Annotated in this window: 25 protein-coding genes; 14 read left to right on the top strand and 11 right to left on the bottom strand. The window is 70.7% G+C overall.

All coding sequences use genetic code 11. The features are described from left to right. Positions 1-15: 15 nt before the first annotated feature. From AB0J74_RS34495 to AB0J74_RS34515, 5 genes are all read left to right on the top strand, one after another. Positions 16-594: an NUDIX domain-containing protein gene (locus AB0J74_RS34495; RefSeq protein WP_363455941.1), complete on the top strand. Its 579-nt coding sequence runs from the start codon at positions 16-18 to the stop codon at positions 592-594. Next, positions 587-1,402 carry a sugar phosphate nucleotidyltransferase gene (locus AB0J74_RS34500; protein ID WP_363455944.1) on the top strand — a complete coding sequence of 272 codons (816 nt, stop codon included), beginning with the start codon at positions 587-589 and terminating at the stop codon, positions 1,400-1,402. The genes AB0J74_RS34495 and AB0J74_RS34500 overlap by 8 nt, the downstream gene beginning before the upstream one ends. A gap of 33 nt (positions 1,403-1,435) precedes the next feature. Continuing rightward, positions 1,436-1,723: an Lrp/AsnC ligand binding domain-containing protein gene (locus AB0J74_RS34505; protein WP_363455946.1), complete on the top strand. Its 288-nt coding sequence runs from the start codon at positions 1,436-1,438 to the stop codon at positions 1,721-1,723. Further along, a complete protein-coding gene (locus AB0J74_RS34510) occupies positions 1,710-2,546 on the top strand; it encodes an alpha/beta fold hydrolase (RefSeq protein ID WP_363455949.1) in 837 nt (278 codons plus the stop codon). The genes AB0J74_RS34505 and AB0J74_RS34510 overlap by 14 nt, the downstream gene beginning before the upstream one ends. Before the next feature lie 144 nt (positions 2,547-2,690). Then, positions 2,691-3,224 carry an SRPBCC family protein gene (locus AB0J74_RS34515; protein ID WP_363455952.1) on the top strand — a complete coding sequence of 178 codons (534 nt, stop codon included), beginning with the start codon at positions 2,691-2,693 and terminating at the stop codon, positions 3,222-3,224. On the opposite strand, the gene AB0J74_RS34520 is transcribed toward AB0J74_RS34515, so the two are convergent. The 5 genes from AB0J74_RS34520 to AB0J74_RS34540 form a co-directional block, all read right to left on the bottom strand. Then, complete coding sequence (locus tag AB0J74_RS34520; RefSeq protein ID WP_363455954.1) at positions 3,221-3,403, bottom strand: hypothetical protein; 183 nt, start codon at positions 3,401-3,403, stop codon at positions 3,221-3,223. The genes AB0J74_RS34515 and AB0J74_RS34520 overlap by 4 nt on opposite strands. Positions 3,404-3,570: 167 nt before the next feature. Then, the gene (locus tag AB0J74_RS34525; RefSeq protein WP_363455957.1) at positions 3,571-5,175 is read right to left on the bottom strand and encodes a ubiquinol-cytochrome c reductase cytochrome b subunit; all 1,605 of its coding nucleotides are present in this window, start codon (positions 5,173-5,175) and stop codon (positions 3,571-3,573) included. After that, entirely contained in the window at positions 5,172-6,308 is a 1,137-nt protein-coding gene (locus AB0J74_RS34530) for a Rieske 2Fe-2S domain-containing protein (RefSeq protein ID WP_363455960.1), read from the bottom strand. The genes AB0J74_RS34525 and AB0J74_RS34530 overlap by 4 nt, the downstream gene beginning before the upstream one ends. Next, positions 6,305-7,135: a c-type cytochrome gene (locus AB0J74_RS34535; protein WP_363455962.1), complete on the bottom strand. Its 831-nt coding sequence runs from the start codon at positions 7,133-7,135 to the stop codon at positions 6,305-6,307. The genes AB0J74_RS34530 and AB0J74_RS34535 overlap by 4 nt, the downstream gene beginning before the upstream one ends. Before the next feature lie 73 nt (positions 7,136-7,208). Continuing rightward, positions 7,209-7,808: a heme-copper oxidase subunit III gene (locus AB0J74_RS34540; protein ID WP_363455965.1), complete on the bottom strand. Its 600-nt coding sequence runs from the start codon at positions 7,806-7,808 to the stop codon at positions 7,209-7,211. A 103-nt stretch (positions 7,809-7,911) separates the two neighbouring features. Between AB0J74_RS34540 and AB0J74_RS34545 the strand changes: the two genes are divergently transcribed. The 3 genes from AB0J74_RS34545 to trpD are packed head-to-tail and all read left to right on the top strand — an operon-like array spanning position 7,912 to position 10,384. After that, the gene (locus AB0J74_RS34545) at positions 7,912-8,835 is read left to right on the top strand and encodes a cytochrome c oxidase assembly protein (RefSeq protein WP_363455968.1); all 924 of its coding nucleotides are present in this window, start codon (positions 7,912-7,914) and stop codon (positions 8,833-8,835) included. Between the two features lie 18 nt (positions 8,836-8,853). Beyond that, positions 8,854-9,270, top strand: a complete 417-nt coding sequence (locus AB0J74_RS34550; RefSeq protein WP_363455970.1) for a hypothetical protein — start codon at positions 8,854-8,856, stop codon at positions 9,268-9,270. Between the two features lie 52 nt (positions 9,271-9,322). Next, positions 9,323-10,384 carry an anthranilate phosphoribosyltransferase gene (gene trpD / locus AB0J74_RS34555; protein ID WP_363455973.1) on the top strand — a complete coding sequence of 354 codons (1,062 nt, stop codon included), beginning with the start codon at positions 9,323-9,325 and terminating at the stop codon, positions 10,382-10,384. Positions 10,385-10,545: 161 nt separating this feature from the next. Here trpD and AB0J74_RS34560 read toward each other — a convergent pair whose 3' ends face one another. Both AB0J74_RS34560 and coxB read right to left on the bottom strand, forming a co-directional pair. Further along, the gene (locus tag AB0J74_RS34560) at positions 10,546-10,974 is read right to left on the bottom strand and encodes a cytochrome c oxidase subunit 4 (RefSeq protein ID WP_363455976.1); all 429 of its coding nucleotides are present in this window, start codon (positions 10,972-10,974) and stop codon (positions 10,546-10,548) included. 9 nt (positions 10,975-10,983) lie between these two features. Beyond that, positions 10,984-11,907, bottom strand: a complete 924-nt coding sequence (gene coxB, locus AB0J74_RS34565; RefSeq protein WP_363455979.1) for a cytochrome c oxidase subunit II — start codon at positions 11,905-11,907, stop codon at positions 10,984-10,986. Positions 11,908-12,018: 111 nt separating this feature from the next. On the opposite strand from coxB, the gene AB0J74_RS34570 reads away from it, so the two are divergent. Both AB0J74_RS34570 and AB0J74_RS34575 read left to right on the top strand, forming a co-directional pair. Further along, positions 12,019-13,158 (top strand): aminotransferase class V-fold PLP-dependent enzyme, encoded by a 1,140-nt coding sequence (locus AB0J74_RS34570; RefSeq protein WP_363455982.1) that lies wholly within the window; start codon positions 12,019-12,021, stop codon positions 13,156-13,158. A 2-nt stretch (positions 13,159-13,160) separates the two neighbouring features. Next, positions 13,161-13,373 carry a sulfurtransferase TusA family protein gene (locus AB0J74_RS34575; RefSeq protein WP_363456070.1) on the top strand — a complete coding sequence of 71 codons (213 nt, stop codon included), beginning with the start codon at positions 13,161-13,163 and terminating at the stop codon, positions 13,371-13,373. Here the strand turns inward: AB0J74_RS34575 and AB0J74_RS34580 are convergent. The 4 genes from AB0J74_RS34580 to AB0J74_RS34595 all read right to left on the bottom strand — a co-directional run bounded on the left by AB0J74_RS34580 (position 13,370) and on the right by AB0J74_RS34595 (position 16,621). Next, complete coding sequence (locus AB0J74_RS34580) at positions 13,370-13,873, bottom strand: AAA family ATPase (RefSeq protein WP_363455985.1); 504 nt, start codon at positions 13,871-13,873, stop codon at positions 13,370-13,372. The two genes, AB0J74_RS34575 and AB0J74_RS34580, sit on opposite strands and share 4 nt — an antisense overlap. Then, positions 13,870-14,847 (bottom strand): carbohydrate kinase family protein, encoded by a 978-nt coding sequence (locus tag AB0J74_RS34585; RefSeq protein ID WP_363455987.1) that lies wholly within the window; start codon positions 14,845-14,847, stop codon positions 13,870-13,872. Before AB0J74_RS34585 ends, AB0J74_RS34580 begins: the two co-directional genes overlap by 4 nt. Positions 14,848-14,979: 132 nt before the next feature. Continuing rightward, positions 14,980-15,345 (bottom strand): iron-sulfur cluster insertion protein ErpA, encoded by a 366-nt coding sequence (gene erpA / locus AB0J74_RS34590; protein WP_363455989.1) that lies wholly within the window; start codon positions 15,343-15,345, stop codon positions 14,980-14,982. A gap of 148 nt (positions 15,346-15,493) precedes the next feature. Continuing rightward, positions 15,494-16,621, bottom strand: coding sequence for a glycerate kinase (locus tag AB0J74_RS34595; RefSeq protein WP_363455992.1), 1,128 nt, complete (start codon positions 16,619-16,621; stop codon positions 15,494-15,496). A 68-nt stretch (positions 16,622-16,689) separates the two neighbouring features. On the opposite strand from AB0J74_RS34595, the gene nadA reads away from it, so the two are divergent. The 4 genes from nadA to AB0J74_RS34615 all read left to right on the top strand — a co-directional run bounded on the left by nadA (position 16,690) and on the right by AB0J74_RS34615 (position 20,970). Further along, positions 16,690-17,859, top strand: coding sequence for a quinolinate synthase NadA (gene nadA, locus AB0J74_RS34600; RefSeq protein ID WP_363455995.1), 1,170 nt, complete (start codon positions 16,690-16,692; stop codon positions 17,857-17,859). A 186-nt stretch (positions 17,860-18,045) separates the two neighbouring features. Further along, positions 18,046-19,401: a UDP-N-acetylglucosamine 1-carboxyvinyltransferase gene (gene murA, locus AB0J74_RS34605; protein WP_363455998.1), complete on the top strand. Its 1,356-nt coding sequence runs from the start codon at positions 18,046-18,048 to the stop codon at positions 19,399-19,401. A gap of 106 nt (positions 19,402-19,507) precedes the next feature. Then, the gene (locus tag AB0J74_RS34610) at positions 19,508-20,098 is read left to right on the top strand and encodes a DUF3043 domain-containing protein (RefSeq protein WP_363456001.1); all 591 of its coding nucleotides are present in this window, start codon (positions 19,508-19,510) and stop codon (positions 20,096-20,098) included. Between the two features lie 461 nt (positions 20,099-20,559). Continuing rightward, complete coding sequence (locus AB0J74_RS34615) at positions 20,560-20,970, top strand: IS110 family transposase (RefSeq protein ID WP_363456003.1); 411 nt, start codon at positions 20,560-20,562, stop codon at positions 20,968-20,970.

Consider the following 20,970-nt stretch of genomic DNA (forward strand, 5'->3'; position numbering starts at 1 on the left):
CTCTAGCCTTGGGGCGTGGAACCCCGCCGCCGCGCGTTGCGCGCCCTTGTCTACGGAGTCTTCTACCGGCTTCCCCATCCGGTGCGCCGGCGACTGGTGCGGGCCTTCGTTCCCAAATACATCGTGGGCGGGGTGACGCTGGTCCGCGACTCCGAGGCGCCGGCACCAGGGCGGTTGTTGCTGCTGCGCCAGCCGCCCGGGCGGGCCTGGGGGCTGCCGGCCGGCCTGCTACGGCGCGGCGAGGCGCCGATCGTCGGTGCGGCGCGGGAACTGGCCGAGGAGTCGGGCATCACGCTCGACCCGCGCGCCCTGACGCCGGCGGCGCCAAACGCGGTCGTACACGCGAAGGGTTGGGTCGACATGGTCTTCGAGGTGGCCGTGCCCGCGTCGACCACCACGCTCGAGGTCGACGGTGCCGAGGTCTACGAGGCCAGCTTCCATCCGCTCGACGACCTGCCCCGGCTGACCACGGCGACCGCGCGCCTGCTCGCCTACTACGGCATCGGGCCCCTGGTGGCGCCGGACGACCCGACGAGCATGGAGCGGCCCAGCGCGCCACGGCAGGGCGGGGCCGCGGACGCCCGCGATGGGTGACCTCTGCGCGGTCGTGCTCGCGGCCGGCGAAGGCCAACGGCTGCGACCGCTGACCGCCCACCTGCCCAAGGCGCTCTGCCCGGTCGGCAACACCCCTCTGCTCGACCTGGCGCTGCGGCGGGTCGCCGGGTTCGGCCTCGTCGGCCCGGCCGACGTGGCGGTCAACGCCAGCTACCTGGGCGAGCAGGTCGTCGCGCACACCGGCGACCGGGCCCACCTCTCGGTCGAGCCCGGCCACCCGCTCGGCACCTCCGGTGGCCTGGGCAAGCTGCGCGACTGGATCGGCGGGCGTGGCGTGCTGGTCGGCAACGCCGACGCCTACCTGGCCGGCGGCGACCCGCGGACGCTGCTCGACGGCTGGGACGGCGAGACCGTGCGGCTGCTGGGCCAACCGGTCGCCGACACCAGCCGATCCGGCCTGTTCGACGGCCACCGCTTCGTCGGCTTCTCGCTGCTGCCCTGGCGCCGGGTGCGCGACCTCGCACCGGCGAAGGCGGAACTGGTGCGCACGGTCTGGCGCCCGGCCGAGGCCGCCGGCGAACTCGAGGTGGTCGGCTTCGACGGCGTCTTCTTCGACACGGGTACGCCGCACGACTACCTGGCCGCCAACCTGCACGCCGCGGGTGGCGGCAACCTCGTCGCGGGCACCGTCACCGGCCGCTGCGTCCGGTCGGTCGTCGGCGCCGGCGCCACCGTCGCGGGCGACGTCACCGACAGCGTGGTGTGGCCCGGCGCGGTGGTCGCGGCCGGCGAACGCCTCGACCACGCGATCAGGGCGGGCCGGCACCTGACCGTCTCGGGCCGCTAGCATTCCTCCAGACATGACGAGAGGAGCCCATCGGTGATCACCGCGATCGTCCTGATCGACTGCGAGGCCGACTCGATCCCCGAGGTCGCCGAGAAGCTCGCCGACCTCGACGGCGTCAGCGAGGTCTACTCCGTCGCCGGCGGCGTCGATCTCATCGCCATCGTCCGGGTCCGCGAGTTCGACCAGATCGCCGACGTGATCGCGGGCCGCATCTCCAAGGTCGACGGTGTCATCAACACCGACTCGCACATCGCGTTCCGGGCCTACTCGCAGCACGACCTCGACGCGGCCTTCGCGATCGGTCTCCGTGAGTCCGACTGACCGGTTCGTCGACCGCGGCACCGACCGGCTCGCGCTGCGCTTCTACCCGGCGCCCTCCGAGACCGCGTCGGTCGCGGTGATCCTGCCCGCGATGGGCGCGGCCGGCCGCTTCTACCGCCCGCTGGCCGAGTCGCTCGGCGCCGCGGGCTTCGCGGTGGTGGTCGCCGACCTGCGCGGCACCGGCGGCAGCACGCCCACACCCAGCCGGGCGTCCGGCTACGGCTACGCCGACCTGGCCGACGACGTGGGCGCGGTCGTCGACGCGCTCAAGGCCGACTACGCCGACCGCCCGGTCGTCCTGGTCGGCCATTCGTTGGGCGGCCAGGCCGGGCTGCTGCACCTGGCCACCGCGCCGGACGCACCGGTCGCCGGCATCGCGCTGGTGGCGGCCGCGGTGCCCTACTGGCGCGCGTACGGCCGGCACAGCCCCACCATCCTGCTCTACACCCAGTGGATCGCCGCCACGGCCGCGCTGCTGCGGATCTGGCCGGGCTGGTCGTTCGGCGGCCGCCAGGCCCGCCGGGTGATGGCCGACTGGGGCCGTTCCGCGCGCACCGGCCGTTTCCCGGTCGCCGGCGCCGAGGCCGCCCTGGCCGAGCTGACCGTCCCGGTGCTGGCGGTCAGCATCGATCACGATGTCTACACCCCGCACGCGGCGGTCGACCACACGGTCGGGAAGCTGCGCCGGGCCGCCGTCCGGCGCGAGCGGATCGCGCGGGTCGAGGCCGAGGGTCGCCCGGCCCATTTCGCGTGGGTACGCGCGCCCGAGGCGGTCACCGCCCTGATCACCGACTGGTTCGCCTCCCTGCCGCCGCACCGCTAGCCGCACACCCACCGTGACCACGGGCCGCACACCAGCCGGCCGCGGGTCGCGCTGCGGCCGAGCGCGTGGCTGGGATCATCCGAACGACCATCGGCAAGATCCAACCAACCGTCCGCCGGGAGATCATTTCGGTGGATCCGGTGTGTGAGCAGGCGCTATACCCTGTGGAGTATGTGGCGGCCCAACAACGTGCAGTTCTGTCTCGACCGGATCGGTGCGTCCGCTCCCGGCTGGTCCACGTTGGTCGTCGCCGGCACCGTCACCACCCGGGCTACCCCGGAGCAGGTCTGGGCCGTCTGGAGCGACCTGGGAGGTTGGCCGCGCTGGTCGCCGCTGCACAAGGCGACCGCCTGGGTCAGCCGGCCCGGCTTCGTGCGGAGCGCCCAGTTCAACCAGACCCTGGCCCTCGGCTTCCCGGCGGGAACGACCACCCGACTCGTCACGCTCGACGACGTCGAGACGCTGCGCCAGGTGAGCTGGTCAAGCGCCGCCGGCGACCTGACGTCGTGCCACTCGTGGAGTTTCACCCCGCAGGCCGACGGCGGCACCCGGATCAGCAACGTGCTGGCGCTCACCGGCCGGGCCATCGGCCTGCTCCGCCCACTGGTCGCCAACCGCTGGAACAGGCAGTTCCAACGGGCCGTCGAGCGCCTCGCCCAGGCCGCGGCCGAGGCCTAGGCGGCGCGGCGCTGCTCGGGGGCGACCCCGCCCTTTCGGCTGGATCGCAGCCACACCGTCACCGGCGTGATGACCAGGGCGGCGCCGCAACCCTCGCAGACCAGGTCTTCGCCGGGCGGCGACACCAGCGGAAGTGCGGTCTGACACACGGCACAGGTGAGTTCCTCTTCGCCACGCATGGCGTCTCCTTTCGAAGAGCGGAACCCCGGAACACGAGCGGCGGTCAGCACCACTCAAGGGCCACGCTGCCACGCGGGTACGCCACACCGTGGGAACCGGGTCGGCGTGTCGCTGATGCACGAAAGGCGAGGATCCGCCCGGGATCCTCGCCTTTCGTGGGGAACAGCTACTTCTTGGCCTCGATCTCGCGCCGTTCCGGCGCGGCCTCGATCGGCGGGTGGCCGGGCGAGACCGGCGCCTCGGCGGGCCGCTCGAGCGGGCGGAAGAAGCCCTTGAGCGACGGGCCCAGCGCACCGAGCCGGTTCATCTTCTTCGGGACGACCCAGCCGGCGTACTCCAGTTCCTCGTGGTCGTGGCCCAGCGGCTGGTGCACCTCGTAGAAGCGCCCGTCGGGAGCCCGGCGGATGATGCCCGTCTCGACGCCGTGCGCCAGCACCTCGCGGTCGTGCTGCTGGAGGCCCAGGCAGATCCGGTAGGCGACCCAGTAGAACAACGGCGGCAGGACCAGCAGGCCGATGCGGCCGGCCCAGGTCATCGCGTTCAAGCTGATGTTGAACTTGTCGGCGATCACGTCGTTGCCACCGGAGAGCACCAGGACGATGAAGAACGTCACCGCCATGGCACCGAGCGCGGTGCGCTGGGGCACGTCGCGAGGGCGCTGGAGCAGGTTGTGGATCCTGTTGTCCCGGTTGAGCCGCGCTTCGATGAACGGATAGAGCATCGGCAGCGTGGTCAGCAGGCCGGGCAGCACCACCGTCGGCCAGAAGATCGGCGGGATCACGTAGCCGTCGCCGATGCCGATGTTGATCTGCCAGGCCGGCATCAGACGGGTCGAGCCGTCGAGGAACATGACGTACCAGTCGGGCTGGGACGCCGCCGACACGACACCGGCCTCGTAGGGGCCGAACAGCCAGATCGGGTTGATCTGCAAAGCGCCCGCGAGGATCGCGATCACGCCGGCCACGGCCATGAAGAAGCCGGCCTGCTTGATCGTGTAGCGCGGGAAGAAGCGCTCGCCGACCACGTTGGAGTTGGTCCGGCCGGGACCGGGCCACTGGGTGTGCTTCTGCTTGAACACCAGGGCGAGGTGCACGGTGATCAGCGCCACCAGGATGGCCGGGATCAGCAGCACGTGGACGATGAAGAACCGGCTGATGATGATGTCGCCCGGGAACTCGCCGTTGAAGATCGACGAGGTGGCCCAGGTGCCGATCAGCGGGATGGAGAGCATGATCGCCGAGGCGATCCGCAGGCCCGTGCCGGACAGCGCGTCGTCGGGGAGCGAGTAGCCGGTGAAGCCCTCGAGGAAAGCGACCCAGAACAGCAGCGAGCCGATGATCCAGTTGAGCTCGCGCGGCTTGCGGAAGGCACCGGTGAAGAAGATGCGCAGCATGTGCACGACGATCGCGGCCACGAAGACCAGCGCCGCCCAGTGGTGCATCTGACGCATGATCAGACCGCCCCGGACGTCGAACGACAGGTCGAGCGACGACGCGTAGGCGGCGGACATGTGCACGCCCCGCAGCGGCGCGTAGCTGCCGTCGTAGACGACCTCCTTGAGCGATGGCTCGAAGAAGAGCGTCAGGAACGTGCCGGTCAGCAGCAGGACGATGAACGAGAACAGCGCGATCTCGCCCAGCAGGAACGACCAGTGGTCCGGGAAGACCTTGTTGATGATGCCGCGCAGCGGCGTGGCTACGCCAAGCCGGTCCTCGACCTCGTTGCCGGCCTTGGCCGGCAGGGTGTTCAGGTCAATCTTTCGGCGCTTCACGGCCGCTCCCAGAAGTCAGGTCCGACAGTGGAAAGATAGTCCGACCTCGCCACGAAGTATCCCTCGTCGTCGACGCCCAGCGGAAGCTGCGGAAGACTCCGGCTCGCGGGGCCGAACACCGGCTTGGCGTTCTCGGTGATTTGGAACTGCGACTGGTGACACGGGCAGAGCAGGCGGTTGGTCTGCTGCTCGTAGAGGCTCGCGGGACAACCCGCGTGGGTGCAGATCTTCGAGAACGCGATGAAGTCGCCGTACATGAAGCCGGCACGGCTGTAGGTGTCGTGCGGCAGGCCCTTGACGTTGCTGGCCCGCGCTACGGCGGCGTCGTCGGGACGCAGGTGGATCAGCAGCGTCGGCGAGTCGGCGTGCGCGTTGGTGGCGCCTTCCGGGATGCCGGGGAAGACCGTCATCTGGCCACCGGCGCTCACGTCGGCCGGGCGGACGGGCGTGCCGTCGTCGCGGGTCATCCGGACCAGCCGGGTGCCGCCGCCGGGCTCCTTGATGGGTGCCCAGCCGGTGGTGAACATCTGGTTGTCGGCGTGCGGGTTCTTGATCAGGCCGCCCAGGATCGGCGCGGCGATGACCACGGCGACCGGCGCGAGACCGGCCGCGGCCGCGAGCCCGAGCAGCGGGCGCCGCTTCACGCCGAGCTCCTCGACCATGTAGGCGAGCGTCTGGCCGACCGCGCGGCGGTCGCCCTCCGGAGAGCCGCCGTCGTGCCGGTCCTGGATCGAGACCTCGCGCGGGAGCAGCTTCTTGCCCCAGGTCAGGATGCCGAAAGCGATGAACATGAACATCAGGCCGAGGGTGATGCCGAGCAGCGGCGTGTAGTACTTGTAGAGCACGTCGCCGGTCTTCCACCGCCACGGCCAGACGATGTAGAGGACCACGAAGGCCGTGCCGAACAGCCCGGTGAGCAGGAAGAACAGCGAGACGGTGCGGTTCATCCGGCGCTCGAGCCTCGAACCCTTCTCCGGGTACTGCGGCTCGTAGTGCACGATCTCGACGCCGTCCTGGCGGGCGGCGGCCTTGACCTTCTCGAAACGCGTCGTACGCGGGTCGTCGTAGTCGATCTCCTCCGGAACGGGCGACCCGTGGCCGTTGCCGTTGGACCCGGTGGTCTGGACTGTCATGACTTCCCCGCAATCCACAGTGCCGTGAAGATCAGCGCGGTGATGCCCACGACGAAGACCGCCAGGCCCTCCGTCGTCGGACCGAGCCGGCCGAGGTTGAAACCGCCCGGATCCCGGTCCTTCAGCGTCTCCTGCACATAGGCGATCACGTCGCGCTTCTGCTCCGGAGTGAGCTGGTTGTCACCGAAGACCGGCATGTTCTGCGGGCCGGAGAGCATCGCGGCCCAGATGACCCGGTCGCTGGTGTCGCTGAGCCGGGGGGCGAACTTGCCCGAGGAGAGCGCGCCGCCCCCGCCGCCGAAGGCGTGGCACGACGAGCAGTTGAGCCGGAAGATCTGGCCACCCGCGGCGACGTCACCGCCGGAGTGCAGGTCAGTGCCTTGCGGCAGGTCGGGACCGCCGCCGAGCTCCTGCACGTACTGCGCGATCTGGCGGGTCTGCTCTTCGTTGAAGACCGGGGGCTTCTCGACCGCCTGCGCGCTCTGTTGGCCGAGCGGCATGCGGCCGGTGCTCACCTGGAACTCGACGGAGGCGGCGCCGACGCCGACCAGGCTCGGGCCGCGGCCCTGGATGCCCTGGGCATTCATGCCATGGCAGCTGATGCAGCTGTTGTCGAACAGCGCCTTGCCCTCCATGGCGGCCGGCGACAGCGGCGCGTCCTCGGCCGAGATCGCCGGTGCGAAAGCGGTGTAGAGGCCGCCGGCCAGCACGAGGGCCGCGATCAGCCGGACGGCCGAGGCCGCACGACGGCGGGCCCGGCTCCGCGGCACGGCGCGCCGACTGCGCATCCGGGCGAGCAGACCGCCGGACCGGTGCGGAGATGTCATCAGGCTTTGTCCTTCACGGGTGTGCGACCTTGTCCCTTGGACGACGCGGGGGTCGGAAACGTGACGCTCATGATCACTGGAGACCGTAGATCATGAGGAAGAGTCCGATCCACACGACGTCGACGAAGTGCCAGTAGTAGGACACGACGATGGCGGTCGTGGCCTGCGCCGGGGTGAAGCGCCCCATCGTCGTTCGGATCATGTAGATGATGAAGGCGAGGAGACCGCCGGCCACGTGAAGGCCGTGGAAGCCGGTGGTCAGGTAGAACATGGACCCGTAGCCATCCCCGTTGATCTTGATGCCCTCGGGGACCAGGTTGTGGTATTCGAAGAGCTGGCCGCACAGGAAGGTCAGACCCATCAGGAAGGTCAAGGTGAACCACTGCCGCAGCTTGAACACGTCACCGCGCTCGGCCGCGAACACGCCCATCTGACAGGTGATCGACGAGAGCACCAGGATGACCGTGAACGTCGTCGCGTAGGGGACGTTCAGCTCGGGCGTATGTTCCGCCCACAGCTGCGGCGCCGCGGCGCGGATCGAGAAGTACATCGCGAACAAAGCCGCGAAGAACATCAGTTCGCTGGAGAGCCAGACGATGGTTCCCACGCTGACCATGTTTGGTCTCGTCAGGGAATGGATCCGGCTCTTGTCGATCGCTGGGGCCGCAGTCACGCGGTCATTATTGCGCCCTACGAGCGAAGACGATCGCGGGGGTGCGCCCGGCGCGTCGCGGCCCGGCAAATTGCCGCAAGCCACCACGGACTAGCCTGACTGCGTGATCCTGGCAGAAACGCCGCCGCCGTTCAGTGTGGCGTCGGTCTTCACGGAGATCCGGCTCAATAGCTGGATCGCGGTCGTGCTGGTCGTGGCGGCCGGTCTCTACCTCTACGGCGTGCACAAGCTGCGGGTGCGCGGCGACCGTTGGCCGCTGTCCCGCACTCTTCTGTTCCTCGTTCCGGGCCTCGGCGGTATCGCCTCGGTTACGGTCAGTGGCCTGCACGCCTACGACGAGACCCTGCTCTCCGTCCACATGGTGCAGCACATGGTGCTCTCCATGGTCGCGCCGATCTTCCTGGCCCTCGGCGCGCCGATGACGCTGGCCCTGCGCACCCTGCACGGCGCGCCGCGCCGCCGGCTGCTGGCCGTCGTGCACAGCCGGGTCGCCAAGGTCCTCACCTTCCCGCTGGTGGCGTTCGGCCTGTTCGTGGCCACGCCGTTCGCGCTCTACTTCACCAGCCTCTACGAGCAGACGCTGCGGCACACCTGGCTGCACGAACTGACCCACGCGCACTTCATCCTGGTCGGCTGCCTGTTCTTCTGGCCGCTGCTCGGCCTCGACCCGCTGCCCGGCCGCTGGCCCTACCCGGCGCGGGCGCTGCTGATGCTGCTCTCGGTGCCGTTCCACACGGTGCTCGGGCTGACCATCATGCAGAGCACCACACTGCTCGGCGGCGGTTACTACCCGTCACTGCACCTGGACTGGGTGAACCCGTTCGACGACCAGCAGGTGGCCGGCGGCATCCTCTGGGCGGGCGGCGAGTTCGTCAGTGTGACGATGATCGCGGTGCTGGTGGTGCAATGGATCAAAGCCTCCGAGCGGGAGGCCCGGCGGATCGACCGGGAGCTCGACCGGCAGGAGGCCCGGGAGCGGGCTCAAGATCAAAACGACGCGACGGTACGATCGGCGGCGCGCGACTAATCACGTGGGAGCCTTTCGATGACCGACCGCACGTACACCGTCCTGCTCTACAGCGACGACCCCAAGGTGCGCGACCGGATGCGCCTGGCCGTGGGCACCCGGCCGGCGGCTGACCTGCTGGTCGAGTTCGTCGAGGCCGACGACTACGACGCCTGCGTCCGCCTGGTCGACGACTACGAGATCGACCTGATGCTGCTCGACGGCGAGGCGACCCCGGCCGGTGGCCTGGGCCTGGCCCGGCAGATCAAGGACGACCGCCCCAACGCCGCCCCGCCCGTGTGCGTGGTGATCGCGCGGGCCGCCGATCGCTGGCTGGCCGCCTACGCGCAGGTCGAGGGCACGCTGATGTTCCCGCTCGACCCGATCGAGACCGGCCGCACCGTGGCGGCGATGCTGCGCTCCTACGCCGCTGGCGGGCCGGTCACCGCCGCCTGACTGTCGGCGACACCCCTTCCACCCACCTCTGGCCCGCCTCGGGAGGCCCGTCATGGGCGATCGGACCTGGCCCCACCTGCTCACCGCACTGCTGCGCGGCGAGGAGCTAGCGACGCCCGACACCGCCTGGGCGATGGGCGAGATCATGGCCGGGGCCGCGACCCCGGCCCAGATCGCCGCGTTCGTCGTGGCGTTGCAGGCCAAGGGTGAGACCCCGGCCGAGCTGGCCGGCCTGGTCGAGGCGATGCTGGCCGCGTCGGTCACCGTCGACCTGCCCGAGGAGATCCGGGCCGACGCGGTCGACGTGGTCGGCACCGGCGGCGACCGGGCCCACACGGTCAACATCTCGACGATGGCGGCCATCGTGGTGGCCGCGACCGGCGTCCGGGTGGTCAAGCACGGCAACCGGGCCGCGTCGTCGCTGTGCGGCACCGCCGACCTTCTCGAACACTTCGGCATCCCGCTCGAGCTGGGCCCGGCCGGGGTGGCCCGCACGGTGACCGAGGCGGGCATCGGCTTCTGCTTCGCGGCCCGGTTCCACCCGGGCATGCGGCACGCCGGCCCGATCCGGCGTGAGATCGGCGTGCCGACCGCCTTCAACTTCCTCGGCCCGCTGACCAACCCGGCGCGCCCCCGCTCCGGCCTGGTGGGCTGCTTCGACGCCCGGATGGCCCCGGTGATGGCGGCGGTCTTCGGCCGCCGCGGCGACTCGGTGCTCGTGGTCCGGGGCGAAGACGGCCTCGACGAGATCAGCACCGAGGCACCCACCCGGGTCTGGGCCGCCCGCGCCGGCACCGTGACCGAGACCCTCCTCGACCCCGTCGACCTGGGTCTCCCCCGCTCCGCACCCGGCGACCTGCGCGGCGGCGACGCGACCTTCAACGCCACGGCCGCCCGCCGCGTGTTCGCCGGCGAGAAGGGCCCGGTCCGCGACGCCACCCTGATCAACGCCGCGGCGGCCCTCGTAGCGCACGCAGGCGGCGCCGACGACCTCACCCAGGCCCTGACAGGGGCCTTGGACCAGGCAGCCACAGCCGTCGACTCAGGAGCCGCGGCAGCCCTCCTGGACCGCTGGGTAGCCGTAGCCCAGGCAGCGAGAGCCGACGGGCTGTAGCCACCACACCCCGACCGGCCACTGACCGGGTCAGGTCCGGGTATCCGAACCGCGACCGAAGGCGGACGCCGATAGTCCGGCGGGAGCGACGGCGCGTCCCCACGACGGACCCGGGAAACGCGAAAAGCCGGCCCGGAGGGGCCGGCCTTCCGCGGAAGGACTCAGTGCTCGGCGGTACGCCGCGTCCCGGTGTAGTACTCGAAGATCAGGCCGCAGGCGGCCATGATGACTGAGATCAACCCGATGGCCAGCAACCAGACCTGCCAGAACACCAGGCCCAGGCCGGCGATCGTGGCCGCCAGGGCGAGCCCGAACGGCCAGTAGCTGCCCGGGCTGAAGAAGCCGATCTCGCCCGCGCCGTCGGCGATCTCACCGTCGGACCGGTCTTCCGGACGGGGCTCGATGCGCCGGCTGACGAACCAGAAGAACCCGCCGCACATCGTCGTGAGCAGGAAGCTCAGCGCGAGCGCGACCGTGCCGACCCAGTCGATGCCGCCCGTGCTCGCGCCGTTGGTCCAGAACGCGTAGACGAACGTGGCCGTGAACAGGAAGGCGGAGATGACGCTGAACAGTTTCCATTCGGTGCGCATGGCGGCCTCTCAGCTCCCCGTGCCGGCGGCGGTGCCGCCCGGGTTGAAGTTCGACAGGTCACGCCGCGTCGGGAAGGGCGACGTGGTCGACGCCAGCGGATCCTGGCCGATCGACTGGAGGGCCTGCTGGGTGCTCTGCCCGGCCTGCTTGGCGGCGAGGAACTTGTCGTAGTCGTCGCCGGAGACGGCGCGCAGCTCGAAGTTCATCATCGAGTGGTAGGTGCCGCAGAGCTCGGCGCAGCGGCCGACGTAGGCGCCCGTCTGGTCGATCGTGACCTCGAAGACGTTGCGCACGTTGCCGGGGAACACGTCGCGCTTGAAGAGCAGCTCCGGCACCCAGAACGAGTGGATGACGTCGCGGCTGGTCTCTTCGAACCGGATCGTGCGGCCGGTCGGCAGCACCAGCACCGGGATGACCTCCGTGGTGCCCAGCGTGGACGTGACGGTCTTGCCCACGCGGCCGTTCTCGGTCGGGCCGTCCTGGTAGTTGAACTGCCAGTTCCACTTGAACGCCTCGACCTCGACGGTCACGGCCGGGTTGGCGGTCTGCTTGTTGACGTCGGTCTGCACGATCGCCGTGTAGTAGAAGAGCACCGAGACGACCAGCACCGGCGCGATCGTGTAGAGGAACTCCATCGGCATGTTGAACCGGGTCTGCACCGGCAGCTTCTCGCCCCGCTTGCGGTAGCGGATCACGCACCAGAAGATCAGGCCCCAGACGAACACGCCGACGATCAGCGCCGCGACGACGGAACCGATCCACAGGTCGTACATCCGCTTGGACTGCTCGGTGATGCCGTTCTGCGGCCAACCGAAACCGTCGACGTGACTGCCGACGTCACAACCGGACAGCAGCACCAGCAGCGCACCGGTGACGCCGAGGGCGGCCAGCCGGACGGCTGTCGGCCGCGCTTTCGAACGCTTAGCGGACACCTTGTGGTCCTGCCCCTCTCGTACCTGCCGTCACCGACGGTCGCAGATTACTCGACCAAGGTCCGCACAGCGCTCCGGGGGTCGGCGCGCCGCCGGGGATAACGTTTGATCGTGGGGGTTACCGAGGCCTACTTCGACACCGCGAGCGCCGCGCCGCTGCATCCGGCCGCACGGCAGGCACTGGCCGCCGCGCTCGACGACGGTTGGGCCGACCCGGCCCGGCTCTACTCGCGCGCCCGGCGGGCCCGCCAACTGCTCGACGCGGCGCGCGGGGCAACGGCCGAGATCCTGGGGGTACGCCCGGACGAGGTGTCGTTCACCGCCGGTGGGACGGCGGCGGCCCACACGGCCGTGCTCGGCGGGCTGGCCGGGCGGGCCCGGGCCGGCACCGGCTTCGCGCACTCGGCGATCGAACACTCCGCGGTGCTGCACGCGGCCGAACTACACGTCGCGGGCGGCGGAAGCGTGCGCGAGGTCGGCGTCGACCGCGCCGGCCGGGTCGACCTGGCGGCGTTCAGGGCGGCCGTGGCCGCGCCCGGCACGGCGCTGGCCGCGCTGATCAGCGCCAGCCACGAGGTCGGCACCGTGCAACCCGTCGCGGCGGCGGCAGAGGCCTGCGGCGAGCACGGCGTGCCGCTCTATGTGGACGCCGCGCAGTCGGTCGGGCGCGTTCCGGTGCCGGACGGCTGGTCGCTGCTCACCGCAAGTGCCCACAAATGGGGCGGACCGCCCGGGATCGGCCTGCTGGTCGTGCGCAAGGGCACCCGATTCCTGCCTCCCGGCCCGGCCGGCGAACGCACCGACCGCACCAACGACCTGCCGGGGGTGGTGGCCGCGGCGGCCGCACTGCGGGCCGCGACGACCGAGGCGGCGGCGCTGGCCGACCGGCACGGCGGGCTGGTCGACCGGATCCGGTCCACGGTGGCCGCGACGGTGCCCGATGTGGAGGTGGTCGGCGACCCGGTCGACCGGCTGCCACACCTGGTGACGTTCTCCTGCCTCTACGTCGATGGCGAGGCGCTGCTGCACGCCCTGGACCGGCGCGGCTTCGCCGTGTCCTCGGGCTCGTCGTGCACGAGTTCGACGCTGACGCCCAGCCACGTGCTGGTCGCGATGGGTGTGCTGTCACACGGCAACGTGCGGATCTCGCTGCACCGGGACAGCACCGACGCTGACGTCGACCGGTTCCTGGCCGAACTGCCGGGCATCGTCGCCGACCTTCGGGCCGAGGCCGGGGTGGTGAGCCTGTGATCTTGGAGACACTCGACTGCCGCGGCCAGCGCTGCCCGCTGCCGGTGATCGCGCTGGCCCGCCGCCTGCCGGACCTGCCGGTCGGTGGCACGCTGCGGGTGCTGGCCGACGATCCGGCCGCGGCGAGCGACATCCCGGCCTGGTGCCGGATGCGCGGCCAGCACTACGCGGGCTCCCCCGCGCCGCACGCCTTCGACGTGCGGCGCGAAAGCTAGTCGCGGATCCAGGACAGGGTGCCGTCCAGCGGGTCGCCGGCGATCGAGGTGTCGACGACCAGGCGGCGGCCGATGTAGGGCTCGTACTCGCCCATCCGGAGCACGACCTGCTCCCAGTTGGGGTTGGTCGGGGCCGCGGCGTGCCGGGCCTCGACGCGGCGCCGGTGCTCGGCCATGTCGGCGCACCAGACCTCGACGACCCGCAGCGCCGCGCCCGTCCGTTCGCAGAGCACCGGCCAGTTGGCGCGCGCCGCGGCGACGCCGTTGACCGCGTCGACGACCACGTCGAGCCCAAGCCCGAGTTGGGCCTCGGCGAGCGCGGCGACGACGCCGTACGCCGCGACGCCGGGCCGCTTCTCGACGATCTCGTGCCCGCGCAGCACCCGATCGACCGCGTCGACGGCGAGCACGGGCGCGCGCAGCGCTCCGCCGACCCGCGCCGCGAGGGTGCTCTTGCCGACCCCGGGCAGGCCGGCGAAGACGACCAGCCGGGGGTTCACCCCTGCAGGTGCGGGCGCACGTCGTCGGCGGCCTCGTGCCCGTAGGAGTCGCCCAGCCGCTTGAGGAAGATCTCGGGGCGCAGTTCGTACTCCTGGCCGCCGGCGCCCTCGAGGACGAGGCCGGCGAGCAGCGAACCGATCTGCGCGGAGCGCTCCAGGTCGAGGCCCCACGACAGGCCGGCGAAGAAACCGGCCCGGAAGCCGTCGCCGACACCGGTCGGGTCGACCGGCTGCACGTCGCGGGCGATCGGGACGTGGATCCGCTCCAGGTTCTTACCGGTGATCTCGACGCCGTTCTTGCCCAGCGTGGTCACCCGCACCTGCACCCGGTCGAGCACCTCGGCGTCGGTCAGGCCGGTCTTGCTCTCCAGCAGCGACTTCTCGTAGTCGTTGGTGAGCAGGTAGGCGGCGCCGTCGATGAGGCCGAGGATGTCGTCGCCGCCCATCCGGGCGAGCTGCTGCGACGGGTCGGCCGCGAACCGGTAGCCGCGGTCACGGCACTCCTGCGAGTGGCGCACCATGCCGGCCGGGTCGTCGGCGCTGATCAGCACCAGGTCGAAGCCGCCGACCCGGTCACTGGCCGGTGCCAGCTCGATGTTGCGGGCCTCGCTCATCGCGCCCGCGTAGAAGGAGGCGATCTGACACATGTCCTCGTCGGTGGTGCAGACGAAGCGCGCCGTGTGCAGCACCTCGGAGACGTGCACCGAGTCGCAGTCGACGCCGTGCCGCTCCAGCCAGGCCCGGTAGTCGTCGAAGTCGGTGCCCACCGCGCCGATCAGCACGGGGTGCAGGCCGAGCCGCGCCATCCCGAACGCGATGTTGGCCGCCACCCCGCCGCGCCGCACCACCAGGTCGTCGATGAGGAACGAGAGCGACACCTTGTGAAGCTGGTCGGCGATCAGCTGGTCGGCGAACCGACCGGGGAAATGCATGAGGTGGTCGGTGGCGATCGAGCCGCTAACGGCGATCTTCATGTGGGCCCTCGGGGTCGGTGGACGGGTTGCAGCGCGGGGTAGCTTACCGGCCGGTCAGACACGACGAACGGGACCGCCAGAAGAAGGCGGCCCCGCTCGATTGTCGGCTAGCTACAGCTGAAGGGTTGCGGCTTAGTGGAAGGAGTCGCCGCAGGCGCAGGAGTTCTGCGCGTTGGGGTTGTCGATCGTGAAGCCCTGCGCGTCGATCCGGTCGGCGAAGTCGATGGTGGCGCCGGCCAGGTAGGGCGCGCTCATCCGGTCGACGACGACCTCGACACCGCCGAAGTCGTTGACGATGTCACCGTCGAGCGAGCGCTCGTCGAAGAAGAGCTGGTAACGCAGGCCGGAACAGCCACCGGGCTGCACGGCCACGCGGAGCCGGAGGTCGTCGCGGCCTTCCTGCTCGATCAGGGCCTTCACCTTCACCGCCGCGAAGTCGGTGAGGACGACGGTCGTAGCCGTGGTCTCGGCCGACCCGGTCTGCGCTGAAGTGGTCACGTGGGATCTCCCTGCTCGCTGCGATCGCCGGTCCCTCGGACCAACGTGGTCTCTGGGACCAACGCTAGCCCGTTGGCCGGGCATTCCCCATCAGGGTCTCCAGCAAATCTTACCGCCGGGGCGGTTCCGGGGCCGGATGAGGGCAATGTCACTGCCTGGACCATTGGCGGGCGAGTCGCGAAGCGAGTTCGCGCAGGCCATCGGCCGGGCGGGCCATCGCCTGGGCCTCGTCGCCGAAGTGGTCGACCAGGCTGTAGGTCTCGGTCACCCCGGCGTTGGCGGCTTCCCGGCGCCCGGTGGTGACCCGGCCGGCCAGCACCACGCAGGGCAGACCCCGGTCGCGGGCGCCGCCGGCCACTCCGGCGACCACCTTGCCGCGCAGCGACTGGTGGTCGAACGAGCCCTCGCCGGTGATCACCAGGTCGGCGGCGTCGAGCGCCGTTTCCAGCCCGATCATCCTGGTCACGAGGCCGATGCCCGATTCGCAGCGGCCGCCGAGGGCGAGGATGGCCGCGCCGAGGCCACCGGCGGCGCCGGCACCGGGCAGCGCCGCGAGGTCCGGCGGACACGCCGGCAGGTCCTTCACGAGTACGCCGGCGAAACGCTCCAGCGCGGCGTCGAGCAGCAGGACGTCGGCGCGGTCGGCGCCCTTCTGCGGTCCGTAGACGCTGGACGCGCCGTGCAGCCCGGTCAGCGGGTTGTCGACGTCGGTGGCCCCGACCAGGGTGGCGCCGCGGGTCATCGGGACGGCGCCGAGCCGGTCGGCGTGTGCCAGCGCGGCACCGCCGTAGGGCAGCGCGGCACCGGTCGCGTCCAGCGGCGCGGCGCCCAGGGCGGCCAGCATGCCGGCGCCGCCGTCGTTGGTGGCCGAGCCGCCGAGGCCGATCACGACGGTCCGGGCGCCGGCCTCGACCGCGGCCAGGATCAGCACGCCCAGGCCGTACGACGTGGTGATTTTGGGGTCCCGCTCGGAGCTTTCGAGCAGATGCAGCCCGCACGCCTGGGCGCTCTCCACGTACGCCGTCCGACGGTCCTGGCTGAGCAGCACCTGCGCGTCGACCGGGCGGCCCAGCGGGTCGGTAGTGCGCACCGGGAGCAGGGTGCCGCCGACCGGCCCGGCCAGCACCTCGACGAACCCCGGGCCGCCGTCGGAGAGCGGGCGCGCGGTCAGTTCGTCGCCGGGCGCCTGCTCCCGCCAGCCGGCGACGACCGCCTCCGCCACCGCGGGTGCGCCGAGCGTGCCGGCGAACTTGTCAGGGCAGACCAGAATCCGCATCAGGGCAGTGTGACAGCCCACAGCGCCCGGTCCATCGAGGGCGGGCGCCGCGGTGGGAAGATTGACAGGTGACGTCGACCTGGACCGAACCCGCCAACACGGCGACCGCCCTGCTGCTGCTGGGGCGTGGCGCCGACCCGTCGTCGGAGAAGGGCGTCGACTGCCCGGGCGAACTGCCCGCGCCGAGCGACCCCGATCTCGTGGCCCGCGCCACCGCCGCCAAGGCGAAGCTCGGGTCGAAGGTTTTCGTCCTCGGCCACCACTACCAGCGTGACGAGGTCATCCAGTTCGCCGATGTGACCGGCGACTCGTTCAAGCTGGCGCGCGAGGCCGCCGCCCGGCCCGACGCCGAATACATCGTGTTCTGCGGCGTGCACTTCATGGCCGAGTCCGCCGACATCCTCACCACCGACGCGCAGAAGGTGATCCTGCCCGACCTGGCCGCGGGTTGCTCGATGGCCGACATGGCACAGCTCCAGCAGGTCGAGGCGGCCTGGGAGGCGCTGGTCGACGCCGGTGTGGCCGACTCGACGGTGCCGGTCACCTACATGAACTCGTCGGCCGACATCAAGGGCTTCGTCGGCCGCCACGGTGGCGTCGTCTGCACCTCGTCCAATGCCAAGACGGCGCTGACCTGGGCGTTCGAGCGCGGCCAGCGGGTGCTCTTCCTGCCCGACCAGCACCTCGGCCGCAACACCGGCGTGCTGGAGATGGGTTTCGACGCCGACGACTGCCTGCTCTACGACCCGCACAAGCCCAGCGGCGGCTTGACCCAGGCCCAGCTCGGCGAGGCCAAGATGCTGCTCTGGCGCGGGCACTGCTCGGTGCACGGGCGGTTCACCAAGTCGTCCGTCGACGAGGTGCGGATGCGGGTGCCGGGCGTCAACGTGCTGGTCCACCCCGAGTGCCGCTACGACGTGGTGACGGCGGCCGACTACGTCGGTTCGACCGAATACATCATCAAGACGATCGAAAACGCGCCGGCCGGCTCGGCGTGGGCGGTCGGCACCGAGCTCAACCTGGTTCGCCGGCTCGGGCTCGCGCACCCCGACAAGCAGATCATGTTCCTCGACCGCACGGTCTGCTACTGCTCGACGATGAACCGCATCGACCTGCCCCACCTGGTGTGGGCGCTCGAGGAGCTCGTCGAGGGCCGGCTGGTCAACCAGATCACGGTCGATCCGAAGACCGCCGCGGAGGCGCGGTCCGCGCTGGACCAGATGCTCGCCCTGCCATAACTGTCAGTGGCGCCCGGCATTACCGGGTGCCACAGTCGTCCTGATTTCGTGCCAGACAACCCGGTGTATGTGGCCCCACGCCCATCACCGAGCGCTATGCTGCCCGGGCGCCACTCCCGATCAACCCGCGATACCGCGCAAGGGTTACGGCCCTCCGACGGATCGCTGCCGCTCCCGGAGGTTGCCTTGCCCGATGACGTCCTGGTCGTACACGGCGGCACGCCCCTGCACGGTCAGATCCGGGTCCGCGGAGCCAAGAACCTCGTCTCCAAGGCGATGGTGGCCGCGCTGCTCGGTGACGAGCCGAGCCGGTTGTTCGACGTGCCCCGGATCCGCGACGTCGAGGTGGTGCGCGGCCTGCTCGGCGTGCACGGCGTGAAGGTGACCGACGGCGCCGAAGACGGCGAGCTGATCCTCGACCCGGCCAACGTCGAGCGCGCGTCGACCGACGAGATCAACGTGCACGCCGGCTCGAGCCGCATCCCGATCCTGTTCTGCGGCCCGCTGCTGCACCGCCTCGGCCACGCGTTCATCCCCGACCTGGGCGGCTGCCACATCGGCCCGCGCCCGATCGACTTCCACATCCAGGCGCTGCGCGAGTTCGGCGCGGTCGTCGACAAGACGCCCGAGGGCATGCACCTGACCGCGCCCGCGGGCCTGCACGGCACCAAGTTCGAGCTGCCCTACCCCAGCGTCGGCGCGACCGAGCAGGTGCTGCTGACCGCGGTGCTCGCCAACGGCGTCACCGAACTGCGCAACGCGGCCGTCGAGCCGGAGATCATCGACCTGATCTGCGTCCTGCAGAAGATGGGCGCGATCATCACGGTGCACACCGACCGGGTGATCGAGATCGAGGGCGTGCCGCGGCTGAGCGGCTACACCCACCGCCCGATCCCCGACCGGATCGAGGCGGCGTCGTGGGCCGCGGCCGCCCTGGCCACCCGCGGCGAGATCGAGGTGCTCGGCGCGGAGCAGGTCGACATGATGACGTTCCTCAACGTCTTCCGCTCGATCGGCGGCGAATACAAGGTGACCGACACGCTGCCGCCGCGGGCCGGTTCGCCGGGCACCGAGGGCGGCATCCGGTTCTGGCACCCGGGCGGCGAGCTGCGCGCGGTGGCGCTGGAGACCGACGTACACCCCGGGTTCATGACCGACTGGCAGCAGCCCCTGGTGGTCGCGCTGACCCAGGCGCGGGGCCTGTCGATCGTCCACGAGACGGTGTACGAGCAGCGCCTGGGCTACACCGAGGCGCTCAACACGATGGGTGCGACGATCCAGGTCTACCGCGACTGCCTGGGCGGCACCCCGTGCCGGTTCGGTCGGCGCAACTTCAAGCACTCCGCGGTGATCGCCGGCCCGTCCAAGCTGCACGCGGCCGACCTGGTCATCCCCGACCTGCGGGCCGGGTTCAGCCACCTGATCGCGGCGCTGGCGGCGGAGGGAACCTCCCGGGTCTACGGAGTCGACCTGATCAACCGGGGCTACGAAGACTTCGAGAACAAGCTGTCGGCGCTCGGGGCGCACGTCGAGCGTCCTTGACGCTTAATTGATTGACGTACGACGAGCCGATCTTGGGGTCGGCTCGTCGTCGTGCGGTGGGCTTGGCTAACCTTCGTGTAAGCGCCGCGCCGCAGAAGGGCATCCCGTGCAGTCGCTGTTTCGCCGCAAGTCCGCTGACGTGGTCCAGGAGACCTCCGGGGCTCCTGAGACGCCGGATTCCTCGCGCCCCAAGGGCTACACGCCGCCGAAGGCCAAGGAGACCCCGAAGCGCCCCAGCGCCGCGCGTCAGCCGGGTGGCAACGCCAAGGCGCTGACCAAGGAAGAGTCCCGGGAGCGCAAGCGCACGCTGCGCCAGGAGGCGGCGGCCGAATACCGGCGTGAGGGCGGTCCGCGCGACCGCGGCCCGGAGCGGTTGCTGGCCCGGAACGTGGTCGACTCCCGCTACACGGCCGGCACCTTCTTCTTCGGCGGTGCCCTGATCGTGCTGATCGGTTCCAACGGGGCGATGCCCGACCTGGTCAGGACGGTCGCGACCTCGCTGTGGGGCGTGCTTCTGCTCGCCGTGATCCTCGACGCGATCCTGATCGCTCGCAAGATCAAGCGGTTGGTGCGGGAGCGGTACCCCAAGACCGACCAGCGGATGGGGTCCCTCTACATGTACGCGATCATGCGGTCGATCACCTTCCGCCGCATGCGCGTTCCCAAGCCGGCCGTCAAGATCGGCGAGAAGGTCTGACGCTGGCCTGGTGGCCGGGAGGCCAGGTCTAGGCCGTTATCGGTTGCGGCTCCGGGCCCTCGTAGGTTGCGGCTCCGGGCCCTCGTAGGTTGCGGCTCCGGGCCCTTGGTGGGGCTCCGGGCCCTTGGTGGGTGCGGCTCCGGGCCGTTGTTGGCTACGCTCAGGTCTCCGGGGCCGCTGCCCCCGGGCCCCGGCCGAGCTGCGGGGACCCGGCGGGACGGGGCGGGTCCCGTTGTCGGTCTTCGCAAGGGCATCAGGATCTTCGGGCGGTGACAAGGTCGTTCCTTAGGGTTTCTGAGTCTGGATGGTGTTTCCGGGCCGCCGGGTTGGCTGGGTGTGGCTCAAGGTCGTTTGCCGTCGATGGCTATGGACGAGCGGCCGCCCAGCCAGTCCTGGACGCCTTGACCGCTGATTGAGATCTGCGAATCGTCGCTTGCTAAGGAACTGCTGGCGGGTCGTCCGTGGTGACCTGGGTCTGGGTCGTTTGGGAGGACGATTTGGCGCAGGTGTGGGTCGGTGTCGACGGCGGCAGGCAGACACACCACGCCGCGGCGGTGGACGTCGCTGGTCGGGTGTTGTGGTCGATGCCGGTGGTCAACGATCAGCAGGCGATCGCGGAGATGCTGGCTCGGGTCAGCGCCGACGATGAGGTGCTGTGGGCGGTTGATCTGATCGGCTGTGAGACCGGGTTGTTGCGGGCCATGCTGGCTGCTGCCGGTCATCGGACGGTCTATGTTCCGGGACGGACGGTCAAGACGATGGCCGAAGGGTTCGCCGGCGAGGCCAAAACCGATGCCCGGGACGCGGTGGTCATCGCGAACACCGCCCGGATGCGGCGTGACTTCCTGCCCGTCACACCCCGACAGAGCTGA

The sequence above is a fragment of the Asanoa sp. NPDC049573 genome, from assembly GCF_040676615.1.
Lineage (GTDB): Bacteria > Actinomycetota > Actinomycetes > Mycobacteriales > Micromonosporaceae > Asanoa.